The following is a 13,145-nucleotide window of genomic DNA, read 5'->3' as shown; positions in this document are numbered from 1 at the left end:
CTCTAAAAATCCTATTTTTAGACTGTAATTCATCATCTGTGACCCAATCGAATACTTCAGAGTGGAAAAAGAAACTTCATGAGATCATTTATGAAGCGGATACTCCTGCCGGAAAAAGTTTTGACATTGGCTTGCTTTTGGTCATTATTCTGAGTATTGTTCTTGTAATGCTCGAGAGTATCCCGGGCATGAGCGACAGATACTACTTTGAGTTCTATACAGCAGAATGGATTATCACAGCTATTTTCACAATAGAATATATTCTACGAATAGTAGTGATTAAAAGGCCATCCACCTATATCTTCAGCTTTTATGGTATTGTGGACCTGTTATCCACTTTACCTACCTACCTGGCTATTCTGGGAGGGGGACACAACCTTTTATTTGCTGTCAGGGCTCTGAGATTATTAAGGATCTTCAGAATCCTTAAGATCACCAGATATATAGGGGAGTCCAACAGGTTGTTGCTGGCCTTACGCAATAGCCGGGCGAAGATCCTAGTCTTCCTTTACGCTGTGGTCATTCTTTGTGTGATCATGGGAACAGTAATGTATCTGATTGAAGGCCCCGAAAATGGTTATACAAGCATTCCCACTGGAATCTACTGGTGTATAGTTACCCTGACTACTGTAGGCTTTGGAGATATACATCCTGTCACGCCGCTGGGACAGTTCATTGCATCAGTAATTATGATCACCGGTTATGGAATTATAGCAGTACCCACCGGAATTGTGACCTCAGAATTTTCCAAGGCCACGGGACGAGTACATGTCAATACGCAAGTTTGTCCCCATTGTAACGAATCTCAGCATTTGGATAAGGCTGAGTATTGCCACAACTGCGGAAACCTTCTAAATGAATACTAAATCTCTCATTGTAGTTGTTGGTCCCACAGCTATTGGAAAAACTTCATTGGGAATCGAACTCGCAAATTATTTTGATACCGAGGTAATTTCAGCGGATTCCCGACAATTCTTCAAGGAAATGAGTATAGGGACAGCAGCACCGACTGCTGAAGAACTCGCTGCCGCTCCACATCATTTCATTCAGCACCGTTCTGTAAAAGATGATTATTCGATAGGTGACTTTGAACGGGAAGCATTAGCGAAGCTGGAGGAGCTTTTTAAAAATCATAATGAGGTCATTATGGTGGGAGGAAGCGGATTGTATGTAGATGCTGTAACCAAAGGTCTTGATTCCTTTCCGAAAGTAGACCCTAACATACGCACCGAACTTAAAAACGAACTGGAGCAAAAAGGTATAGCCACTCTTCAGGAAAAATTAAAAAAACTTGATCCCGACTATTATTCCGAAGTGGATCTACAGAATCCGCACCGGGTAATTCGGGCGCTGGAGATCTGTATCGGAACAGGAAAGACCTTTTCAAGCTTCCGAAAAGACAGAGCTCCAAAAAGGCCTTTTAAGACCCTCTATCTTGGACTTACTGCAGAGAGGGAATTGGTTTATAACCGCATTAACCGTCGGGTAGATCAAATGATGGAAGAAGGCTTGCTGGAAGAAGTAAAAGGGCTTTATTCTAAAAAAGATCTGAACGCTTTAAATACCGTTGGTTACAAGGAACTTTTTAAATATCTGGATGGGGAATGGTCTCTTAATTTTGCCGTTTCAGAAATCAAGAAAAATACCCGCCGTTTTGCGAAACGCCAGTTTACCTGGTTTAAAAAGAATGAGGAGATCAACTGGTTCCCTTACGATACTCCTTCCGAAGAGATCATCAACTTTATCAAAGAAGCAACAATAGATTAATCATTTCTTATAATTGCTCTTCTTATATATTCCTTGTCCTGGGAATACAACATGAGGGTATACACCCCTGATTGGAAAGCGGTCAAATTCAAGCGATAATATAGGTCTTCTGCGGAATTCTCTTCAAAAGATTTTTCCAGTAAGAACCTGCCTTTGGCATCAAACACCTCTGCCCTTTTCAAAATAATACCGGGCGAAACCTTGATACTCACTTCACCATTTCCGGGATTCGGATAAAGGATCACAAAAGGACCATTGCCACCTATAAATTCTTCACAATAGTTATTTGGATCGATTACCAATAACGGAATTTCACAGGAACCGGAATCACTTTCCGAAGAATAAGTAAATACAACATTCTGCTCTCCCAGGTCGAGGCAGGTAAACTGAGTTCTGTTCACCGAATATTCCAGATCTGCGGGACCACCGGAGAAAAGTTGCTGAGGGTCCAGAGTTACTCTACCATTGGAATTTAATTCCAGAACTACAGATTCTACACACACGACCGGAGCAGGTCCCTGCTGAGGTTTAACGATCACCGTCGCTTCACAGGTCGAAATATTTTCGGAGGCATCTATAACCGTAAGTGTGACTGTATTTTCACCCAGATCAGCTTCACTAAAGGTAGTTATGGATAAGGTTCGGGAAGTGATGGAGCAGTTATCGGTAGAGCCGTAATCAATATCTTGTGGAGAAATGGTAGCGCTGCCGGTTTGATCCAGATAAACTTCCAGGGTCGCCACGCAGCTAATAGCAGGGGCCAAATTATCTTCCACAACGACCTCGAGAGTACAGGTTCCGGTTGCTGATCCCGAATAACTCACTTCAATCTCTTCGCTACCTATATCACTGCAGGTAAACATACTTTTGCTTAACTCAAAAACTACTCCTAAGGCCTCTCCTGTATAAACATCTGATGAGCTGAGAAAAGCCTGCCCATTCGAATTCAATTCCAGGGTAAAAGAGTCCTTACACTCAAAATCGGGTCCGGCATAATCAAATGGAATGACCATAACATTTATAGTACAGCTGCTTTCATTTCCGGAACTGTCATTTACTGTGAAAGTGATATTATTGTTACCTATATCCTGAGTGGTAAAATTGGTTTTACTGAAAATTGCCCTTGAAACTCCACAGTTATCACTGTAGTTGAGATTGAGAAGCTCTTCAGAAATTGTTCCCGTTCCCTGCTCGTTCAATCGCAGGGTGTAGCTTGAAACACAGTCGATCTGTGGTGGCAGATTATCGAGGATATTTATTTGGATTTCACAGCTTCCGGAATATTCCCCTATATAAGTCGCAGTTACCACTTCTGAGCCAAGATCGTCACAGGTAAAATTGGTTTTACTGGTCACCACTTCAATGTTTTCCTCATTCCCGGTGTAAGTTAGTTTTAATGTAGCTTCTCCATTTTCATCCAGGGGAAGGTCGATTTCTTCTGCACAGGTGACCGTCCTTTCCCCGTATGGAACCACCGTAAGCAAGGTTTCACAAGTCTCAGTATTTCCGGAAGTATCGGTTACGGTGAGGACAATTGTCTGATCTCCAACATCAGAATTATCAAAGCGGGTCTTGTTTAATTTCATTTCAGCAATACCACAATTATCTGTTGAATTTCGATCGAGAATACCAGGTGAGAGTATTCCGTAGCCTTCTTCATTCAGATAAAGAGTGAATGTAGAAACGCAATTCACTACAGGATCAGAATTATCCACCACAGTTACTTTAGAAGTACACTGAGCAGTAGTGCCATTCATATACTCAACTGTTAACTCTACGGGCACTTCAACACCTATGTCAGAACAATCAAAACTGCCTTTATCAAGGCTGAAAGAACGAATAGACGGATCATAAAAATCTCCATCAAAAATAGAAGATGCATCTAAATTAGCTTTACCGGTAGCATCAAGTTCAATTGTCACATCTTTACAGCTAATTTCGGGTGTTGCTCCTTCAGTAAGATTAAGTGCAAATTCACAAACGATTTGATTGTCAGAAGCGTCAATAGCCGTAAGGAAGATCCATCTGCTTTGGAACAGCACCGTTCCGGGAGGTGGATCCTGAACGATTTCAAAACTACAATTGTCGGAGGCAATTGCCTCTCCCCTGTAATCGAGAACTGTAAATCCAATAGCCGGATCAAAATTTACTGTTTTATCTGAAGGGCAGCTTATCTCGGGTATTATATTATCCTGAAGGCTTACTTCAAAGGAGCATTCTTTGGTTTCACCATTTGCCTCCGCTTTAATGATCACTTCAGTTGCAGCAGTGATTACCGTTCCGGCAACAGGAGTTTGTGAAAAAGTGGCTTCTACGTTGGCAGCTGCTTCGTTCGTATAATCGGGAAGGATAAAACTGCAATCGTTGCCTAGGGATTCAGTTCTGGAGGGAGGACAGTTGGTAATTTGAAGAGCCTGTTGCTCTTCAATAATGATAATCTCAAAAGAACAGGCGTTCGACCCGTTTCCTGACCCGTCTATTGCCGTTAAAGTAACTGTTGTGGTTTCGGTAATTTGTGCACCTTCAGCAGGACTTTGATTTATTGTGAAATTCGAATCACAATCTGAAGCGGAAATTCTTGAAGAATAATCCTGAATAGTAAAGGACTCTCCTGCCGCTAATTCTATTTCAATGGATGTAGTATCACAAGAAGTAATTTCAGGAGCAGTAACATCCAATAAAGTAACTTCAAAAGTACAGGTGTCGACTTCCTCTTCCCCATCAAAAACAGTTAAAGTGACAGTCATAATACTCCCTGAGACACTCTCCTCCTGCTCAATTCTGATTCCGTTTTGAAAATTTTCCGGGTTCGTTATATATCCGGAATAATCTGAAGCATTGACAGAACAATCTGCTCCTATATTCAGAGTCAGATCTACCGGAGCATTACAGGTAAAGCTAGGTGGCTGTTGCTCTTCTGTTATAATAACTTGAAAGGAACAAGCCGCTGATTCATTTCCTGAACCGTCTGTTGCCGTTAAAGTAACCCTTGTGGTTTCGGTAATTTGTGCACCTTCAGCAGGACTTTGGTTTATTGTGAAATTCGAATCACAATCTGAAGCGGAAATTCTTGAAGAATAATCCTGAATAGTAAAGGACTCTCCTGCCGCTAATTCTATTTCAATGGATGTAGCATCACAAGAAGTAATTTCAGGAGCAGTAACATCCAATAAAGTAACTTCAAAAGTACAGGTGTCGACTTCCTCTTCCCCATCAAAAACAGTTAAAGTGACAGTCATAATACTCCCTGAGACACTCTCCTCCTGCTCAATTCTGATTCCGTTTTGAAAATTTTCCGGGTTCGTTATATATCCGGAATAATCTGAAGCATTGACAGAACAATCTGCTCCTATATTCAGAGTCAGATCTACCGGAGCATTACAGGTAAAGCTAGGTGGCTGTTGCTCTTCTGTTATAATAACTTGAAAGGAACAAGCCGCTGATTCATTTCCTGAACCGTCTGTTGCCGTTAAAGTAACCCTTGTGGTTTCGGTAATTTGTGCACCTTCAGCAGGACTTTGGTTTATTGTGAAATTCGAATCACAATCTGAAGCGGAAATTCTTGAAGAATAATCCTGAATAGTAAAGGACTCTCCTGCCGCTAATTCTATTTCAATGGATGTAGCATCACAAGAAGTAATTTCAGGAGCAGTAACATCTAATAAGGTAACTTCAAAAGTACAGGTGTCGACTTCCTCTTCCCCATCAAAAACAGTTAAAGTGACAGTCATAATATTCCCTAAGACACTCTCCTCCTGCTCGATTCTGATTCCATTTTGAAAATTTTCCGGGTTCGTTATATATTCTGAATAATCTGAAGCATTGACAGAACAATCTGCTCCAATATTTAGAGTCAGATCTCCCGGAGCACTACAGGTAAAACTGGGCGGTTGTTGCTCCTCGGTTATGATCAACTGGAATGTACAAGCCGCAGATTCATTTCCTGAATCATCTTTTGCTGTTATTGAAACAGTAGTGGTTTGTGATATTGATGTACCAGCCGGAGGAGATTGAATGATTTCCAGATCGTCATCGCAATTATCTGAAAAACTTTGGAGGTTCCTGTAGTCATCCACTGTGAACCTTCCGTTAGTCAATTCTACATTAAGGTCATTACTACAATTGAGTACAACAGGATCTTCAGTATCATATCCCGCTGATCTATCATAGGCTTCAAGATCAAAATCTAGAGTAAAATCTGGTACAGTAAACCCAAAAATCGACCTAACCCTTCCATCAAAAATTGCATTATTTACGTATAGAGTTCCACAGGGAGAGATCGCCAGATCAATTGGAAAATCAATTTGAGAGGAGATTATTGAGTTAAAAGTACTGTCGGGATTGTAAACATTAATCTTAAAGACATTGTTATCTATTCCATTTATGATAATTTCAAAAACTGCATAAAATTCATCGAGATCTTCGGTAGCATTAAGAATTCGAGGCAGGTCAATTTCGTTACCAAAATCTGCTACAAAGACATTGTCAAACTTATCGATCACAATGCTCCCAGGAGCTCCCAATTGGGCAGAAGGACCCGGTGACATGCTAAGAGGGTTGAAATTGGCATCAAATTCAATAATCTTCACACTGGCATCGCCGGTCTGGCCCAGTTCGGACATATAAAGCTGCCCCTGACTGTTAACGGCTATTCTGTAAGGAAAGTTAAGTATAGTCCCCTGTACGTTATCAAATTCTTGGATGAGGTTATTCTTATAGCTACCAGCAGCATCTTTTCTATAGATTTTTATTGCACTGGGACGGGGAGGATCTGCATCTCCCAGGTACTGATCGGCAACAAAAAGGTTATCGTCCTTATCAAAAGTCAAACCTGAAGGTCCTTTGAATTGATTAGGACCTGTTCCGTAGGTGCCATCGCCTAAAGTTTCCCCTGACAAGTATGCTCCTGTGGGAGAATAAACGCGGATAAATCTTCGGTTACTTTCATTGGTTGCAACAAAAAACTTACCATCACTATTAATGGCAAAATCTAAGGCATTACTTAATCTGTCACTTTGATTAGGTATAAAATTTACTAATCCTCCATTAGCTCCAACTTTTTTTATTCCGTCTCCAAAAGTGAGAACAAATACTTCACCATTTGGAGCTACATCTACAGCAATTACCAGACGGTTTATCTTTGCTTGAGGATTGAAAGCATCCGCAGAGGTAATAGTGAAATAATCAAGATTTTTAGATTCACCCGGATTATGGGTATAAATTGGTTCCTGTCCAAAAACTAACGGACCTTTCAAAATTAATAGAAAAATCAGGAGTAGTAGAGGACGAGGAAGGAATTCTATTTTCTTGACAGAAGTTCGGGTATCAAAAAAAAGCCGCGAAGTCACGGCATTTATGTTTAAACAGGGTATGTCCCGGAGTCTCCTCATTCAGTGTAGGTTACAAGGCAAATATAGGTATTGTAAACGAAGAGCCGGAAAAGAAATTGTTAACAGAGCCATATAAGGTATTATCACGGATGATCCCTTCCGTGATAATACCTTAGCTCATTAGAAACTGAAAATAGGCTTAGCCCTGGGCTTCTTCTTTATTTCTGATAACGAGCCTGAACCCTTCTCCGTGAATATTCAGGATCTCGACATTCTCGTCTTTCTTAAGATACTTTCTAAGTTTAGCAATATAAACATCCATACTTCGGGAGGTGAAGTAGTTATCATCCCTCCAGATCTTTGTAAGCGCAAGCTCTCTTGGCATCAGGTCATTTTCATGCAGTGCCAGCAGGCGAAGCAATTCATTCTCTTTAGGAGATAGTTTGGTAGGCTCCTCGTCCCTGAACGTAAGGAAACGCAGCTTTGAATTCAGGTGGAAATCTCCAATCTGGAACTCGAATTGCTTACTGTCAGCAACACTGTCAGTCGCTTTACGCTGCATGATCGCCTTGATCTTCATAAGCAATACTTCGCTGTCAAAAGGTTTATTCAGGTAATCATCTGCTCCGACCTTATATCCTTTTAGTACATCTTCTTTCATCGCCTTGGCGGTAAGGAAAATGATAGGAATTTCTTCATTCTTTTCCCTGATCTCTTTGGCTAAGGTAAAGCCATCTTTATAGGGCATCATAACATCCAGAATACAAAGATCAAAATCATCTTTTTTGAATTTTTCAAATCCTTCCATTCCGTTCTTGGCGTGAGTGACCTCATAGTCATTCATTGCCAGATAGTCTTTTAAAACTGTTCCAAAGTTGGGATCATCTTCAACTAGTAAAATTTTCTTATTTTCAGTTTCCATAAATTAAGATATTAGTGGTAGTTTAATTATAAATGTACTTCCTTTTCCTTTTTCGCTCTCCACGGTAATGGTTCCGTGGTGATCGTCAAGGATTCGCTTCACATAGGCAAGCCCCAAACCGTGACCTTTCACGTTATGGATATCACCGGTGTGTTCGCGGTAGAATTTTTCAAATACTTTTTTCTGAACAGGTCTGCTCATCCCGCTTCCCTGGTCTCTTATTTTCGCAACAATATAGTTCCTGACATTTTCGGTATATATGTCAATCTTTGGTTCGCCCGGTGAGTATTTTACCGCATTATCAAGCACGTTGACGATCACATTGGTGAAGTGGGTCTGGTTGGCCAGAATGGAGGACTTAAGTGCTCCAAAATGGGTTTTTATATATCCGTTCCTGTCTTCCACGATCAATTCAACATGTGTGATTGCTTCTTCGATAAGTTCGTGCAGATCAAGCCTTTCCTTTTTGAGGTCCAGCTCATTTTTCTCCAGCCTTGAGATTCTAAGCACGTTCTCTACCTGTGCATGCATTCGTTTATTTTCATCCCTGATCATCCGGTGGTAATGTGCCACCTTCTCAGGATCACTCATGACCTTCGGATTTCTTATAGCGTCCAGAGCAAGATTAATAGTTGCAATGGGCGTTTTGAATTCGTGGGTCATATTATTGATAAAATCAGTTTTGATCTCTGATATCTGTCGTTGCCGAATCAACTGAGATAGGGCACTTGAGTAGGCAATTACGATAATCAGGGTGAAAATTATTGAAAGAGCCGCCATCAATGTGATCGAGGAAAGGACCACCTGTTTTTTCTCAGTAAAATTGACAAATAACTGATAATCATTAGTGCCATTACCATTGGTAAAAAGGGGCACCCTGTAAGTTGTCTTGGCGTTCAACCTGAAATTTTCTGACCGCACCTTTGTGGCCAGGCCGTTACCGTAAATTCCGTATTCAAAAGAGGTATTCAAGCCTCTGTTCTTGATCTCCCTTCGAATAAGATCCTCCAGGTATTCTTTTGATACTCTCTTATGTATAGGCATCCTGCTTGTATACTCCCCTACTGCCGACCGGATGAATTCCTTTTCAACATCCTTCATGCGAAAAATGCGGTTTATCCTGCCCGGTGTGGAGAGCGAATTTTCGTTCAGGCTATCATTTTTGACCAGCTTAGATACCTTTGAATTAATGAGTTTTTTAAAATGTATAGTGTCTATAGAGGCATCCAGAAAAGCTGTTGACAGCTTGTAATCTTCTTCTATGATCCCCTGTGAATAGACATAGATCTCATTGGAAAATTCATCCCTCTGAACCTGAAATATTTTACTCATAATGGAACTGTCAGGTTGTACCCCTAAACTGTCCACCAAATCCTGCATGGCAAAATAGTAGTTCTCCAGTTCATTATTTTCCACTTCATTGGCTACTCTTCGCAATATCTGTTTTGCGTCGAAAGAAAACTGTTCTTCTTTACTTTCAACCGTATTTTTGATCCAAAATCCCTGAACAAATATGATTCCTATTAAAGAGAGGCTCATAAGAACCACCAAAAGAAAAAATATCTTTTTGTTCATATCTCAAAAATATGATTTTAACATTTAGCGCTATAATCCTTTAACCAAAAGTTAACATAAGAATCCTAGATTTTACGCGCTTTTAAGGATTATTTCATGAATTTCGCGGACCCTTTTCCGCGTCGCTGAGATATCAATATTTTCGATCTGAAAATCGGCTAGATTTGCCTTTTTTTCATCACTCCATTGATTGTTCATTCGGGCTTCGATTTCCTCAAGTGTAGAATTATCCCTTTGCTGCAGGCGCTGGATCCTGATATCATGTGGAGCAGTTACAAGAACTGTGAAGTCGCATTTTTTATAACCACCGGTTTCAAAAAGTATAGCAGCCTCATAAATGAGATAAGTAGACTTTTGCTTTTTTTTCCAGCCATCAAAGTAATTTGCTACTGCAGGATGAACAATAGCGTTTAGCCTGTCCAATTTTTCCCGGTCATTGAAAACCAGGGAGGCTAATTTCTTACGATCAAGACCTTCTTCGTTATAAATTTCCCGTCCGAAAATTCCCGTTATGGCTTTCTTTATGTCAGGATCAGAGTTGAGAAGAGCCTTTGCCTCATCATCGGCAATGAAAACAGGAATTCCCAGTTCCCTGAACATGTTGGCTACCGTAGTTTTGCCGCTCCCAATACCGCCTGTCAATCCAACTACTTTCATTTCTTGATTATGAACTGGATCTTTTTCTCATTCAGTCGAAGATTATTCGTGAATTCAGGCTTTTTGACCACTTCCGGAATAATGAAGTCCTGGTCTTCACGGGTCTTTCGGAAATCTGCCACTACCCTAAAATCTGAAGCTGTCACTTTATTGTAGTCTTTCAGGCTTACCTGGTAGAAAAGAAGACTTTCCTTCGGAAAGATCACCACTTCCAACCCTTCCGGAACATTGATGATCTCAATTGGAACAAGCACATTGCCCTCAGTATATTTTTCAACATCCATGGAATAGTTCACCTGGCGAGTATAAAGCGTGATATCTTTATACCCACTCGTATCAATATCCACCGAGCCGGAAAAATCATCTTTTATTTTTTTCAACTTGACCGGTTTGGTATAGAGACTTGAAATGGTGTCCAATACCACATCCGGCCCACTGATGGTGATCGAATCCGGTTGTACCTGCAGTTCTCCAGCTCCTGCATAACCGGCGGCAAATTCAGGTTCTATTCTGGCAACTACCGGCAACCTCTTTTCTTTCTTCTGTTCAAAATTGATGGTAAGGGCATCTTTTACAAACTGGTTGTTCTCAAAATCGATGTTCAGTTGTCCCAGGATCTCATTCCGGTTTTCATCAAACACATATATTAACTTCCCTCCTTCTTCGGAGGTCTTGGAGACATCTACATATAAAGTGGGTGGAAAAAGAGACATCCAGGCTACCTTGAAGCCGTTCTCTTCCATTCGAATTTTGACAGTCTGCGGATTATTCTTTGTGATCAATTTGTTCGGCGGAACATTAATATACTGCACCGGAATATCGACCACTTCATTATACTGCTTTGAGAACTGAACGAAGATCCAGATCACCACGGCAAAGAACAAAAAGAAAAAAAAGGAATTGAAGTTGGTTCGTTTAAACCTGGTTCGGGTAACTGTTTTTATCCTTTTGAGCATGGTGGAAGAATAGCTTTGGAAACCGTATTTCCGGGTCCTGATTCAGAATCCTAATATAGTAGGTTGACAAGCAGAAACCAAGTCCGTAGCCTGAAAATTGAACCAAAGAAGCCCAAACCGAATACATCGCAATAGTCAGACTTGAATTAAGAGCCAGGGAATGAAAGAAAAGAACAATAAAGTAAATGACATACCCCAGCAGAAGATATGGAAATCCGGTAAATACTAAAATAACACTGAATAGAAACCCAATCATGAACAGACTTGGAAACCAAAAAGTTGGTTTCGCCGAAGTCGGATGCCATTTATTGAGAATGGGTCGCACCATTCCAAATTTGTACACCTGCTGGTAAAATTTCTCCCAGTTGATCCTCCTTTTATGATACACAAAGGCATTCCGGAAAAACCGGGTGCTAAAACCACTTTTTTCAAGCCTCAGAGATAGGTCGGGATCTTCACCGGGATGTATCCTTCCAAATCCACCGGTAGCTTCAAATGCCTTTTTTGAAAGTCCCATATTAAAGCTGCGTGGCTGAAATTTACCGACCATCTTTTTGCCGCCACGTATTCCCCCTGTGGTCAAAAAGGAGGTCATTGAATAATTAATAGCTTTCTGGATCGGGGAAAATTCCTGATGAGCCGCATCGGGTCCTCCAAAACAGTGAATAAATTCCTGCTGAAGTTCTTTATCTACTTCCTTAATATATTGCGAAGGCAGAATAACATCTGAATCCAGGATCAAAAAATAATCTCCTTTTGCTCTGCTCATTCCGTAGTTGCGGGAATCGCCGGGGCCGGAATTTGGTTTCCGGAAATAAGAAATATTTAGGTCTTCAGAAAATTCAGCTAAAACTTCTTCCGCAGTCTCAGTGCTCCCGTCTTCCACAATGACGATCTCAAAATCATCATCAAAATCCAGCTTCTTCATGCTTTCCAACAGCTCCCTTATCTCATTGGGCCGGTTAAAAACGGGAATAACAAAAGAATAGCTGATCTCCATTCCACAAATGTATTAAAGAAATTAGAGGCAAAGCCCAAAATTAAAAGAGGCCGTAAAATTAAATTTTACAGCCTCTTCTTTGTAAAAGTTTGAACTAGCCTAATTTTCCTTTCCTTTTACAAAGGCTTCCATAACCTGCTGGCTTACTCCCATATTGGAGAAACCACCATCGTTAAAAAGATTTTGAAGAGTTACTCTTTTCGTAAGATCTGAGAAAAGGGTAATTATATAATTGGCGCAATCCATCCCTGTAGCATTTCCAAGTGGAGACATTTCATCTGCATAAGCGATGAAACCATCAAATCCTTTTACACCCTGCCCCGCTGTGGTAGGAGTTGGGGATTGAGAAATGGTATTTACACGCACTTTTTTCTCTTTTCCGAAGAAATACCCGAAGCTACGGGCAATAGATTCCAGATAAGCCTTGTTATCGGCCATGTCGTTATAATCCGGAAATACTTTTTGAGCCGCAATGTAAGATAGGGCCATAATACTTCCCCACTCATTCATTGCATCTTTCTTATAAAGGCTCTGCATGGTCTTGTGAAAAGAAACCGCCGATACATCCCAACCTTTGGTCGTGTAATCGTAGTTCATCTCAGTATAGTGATTGCCTTTTCTAACATTCACAGACATTCCGATGGAATGCAGCACGAAATCAAGTTTCCCGCCTAATATTTCCATGGCTTTGTCTACCAGGTTATCAAGATCATCAACACTTGTAGCATCAGCAGGAATAATTTCAGATCCTGTTTTTTCAGCAAGATCTTTAATATTCCCCATTCTCATAGCGATAGGCGCGTTGGTAAGTACAAATTGACCGCCTTCTTCGTGAACCCGCAGTGCAGTTTTCCAGGCAATTGAGTTCTCATCAAGTGCTCCAAAGATGATCCCTTTTTTTCCTTTAAGTAGATTATAAGACATGTTATTTTTTTGGT

The 13,145-nt window shown here is 40.7% G+C and carries 9 protein-coding genes; 2 read left to right on the top strand and 7 right to left on the bottom strand.

Going from position 1 to position 13,145, the window contains the following annotated elements; all coding sequences use genetic code 11:
- Window positions 1-38 precede the first annotated feature (38 nt).
- Window positions 39-866 (top strand): ion transporter, encoded by an 828-nt coding sequence (locus ACNORC_RS08495; RefSeq protein ID WP_418335197.1) that lies wholly within the window; start codon window positions 39-41, stop codon window positions 864-866.
- Window positions 856-1,767, top strand: a complete 912-nt coding sequence (gene miaA, locus ACNORC_RS08490; RefSeq protein ID WP_418335196.1) for a tRNA (adenosine(37)-N6)-dimethylallyltransferase MiaA — start codon at window positions 856-858, stop codon at window positions 1,765-1,767. The genes ACNORC_RS08495 and miaA overlap by 11 nt, the downstream gene beginning before the upstream one ends.
- On the opposite strand, the gene ACNORC_RS08485 is transcribed toward miaA, so the two are convergent.
- The 7 genes from ACNORC_RS08485 to ACNORC_RS08455 form a co-directional block, all read right to left on the bottom strand.
- Window positions 1,764-7,022, bottom strand: a complete 5,259-nt coding sequence (locus ACNORC_RS08485) for an HYR domain-containing protein (protein WP_418335195.1) — start codon at window positions 7,020-7,022, stop codon at window positions 1,764-1,766. The two genes, miaA and ACNORC_RS08485, sit on opposite strands and share 4 nt — an antisense overlap.
- Window positions 7,023-7,296: 274 nt before the next feature.
- Window positions 7,297-8,019, bottom strand: coding sequence for a response regulator transcription factor (locus ACNORC_RS08480; RefSeq protein WP_418335194.1), 723 nt, complete (start codon window positions 8,017-8,019; stop codon window positions 7,297-7,299).
- A 3-nt stretch (window positions 8,020-8,022) separates the two neighbouring features.
- Window positions 8,023-9,594, bottom strand: coding sequence for a sensor histidine kinase (locus ACNORC_RS08475; RefSeq protein ID WP_418335193.1), 1,572 nt, complete (start codon window positions 9,592-9,594; stop codon window positions 8,023-8,025).
- Window positions 9,595-9,666: 72 nt separating this feature from the next.
- Window positions 9,667-10,251: a dephospho-CoA kinase gene (gene coaE, locus ACNORC_RS08470; protein ID WP_418335192.1), complete on the bottom strand. Its 585-nt coding sequence runs from the start codon at window positions 10,249-10,251 to the stop codon at window positions 9,667-9,669.
- Window positions 10,248-11,207 carry a CdaR family protein gene (locus tag ACNORC_RS08465; RefSeq protein ID WP_418335191.1) on the bottom strand — a complete coding sequence of 320 codons (960 nt, stop codon included), beginning with the start codon at window positions 11,205-11,207 and terminating at the stop codon, window positions 10,248-10,250. Before ACNORC_RS08465 ends, coaE begins: the two co-directional genes overlap by 4 nt.
- Entirely contained in the window at window positions 11,167-12,207 is a 1,041-nt protein-coding gene (locus ACNORC_RS08460) for a glycosyltransferase family 2 protein (protein ID WP_418335190.1), read from the bottom strand. The genes ACNORC_RS08465 and ACNORC_RS08460 overlap by 41 nt, the downstream gene beginning before the upstream one ends.
- A gap of 99 nt (window positions 12,208-12,306) precedes the next feature.
- Window positions 12,307-13,131, bottom strand: a complete 825-nt coding sequence (locus tag ACNORC_RS08455) for an enoyl-ACP reductase FabI (RefSeq protein ID WP_418335189.1) — start codon at window positions 13,129-13,131, stop codon at window positions 12,307-12,309.
- Window positions 13,132-13,145 lie beyond the last annotated feature (14 nt).

The organism is Salinimicrobium soli (assembly GCF_048323655.1).
In the GTDB taxonomy this organism is placed as follows: Bacteria; Bacteroidota; Bacteroidia; order Flavobacteriales; family Flavobacteriaceae; genus Salinimicrobium; species Salinimicrobium soli.
The sequence above is the reverse complement of the archived record's forward strand: the minus strand, read 5'-3'. Positions and strand labels throughout refer to the sequence as shown.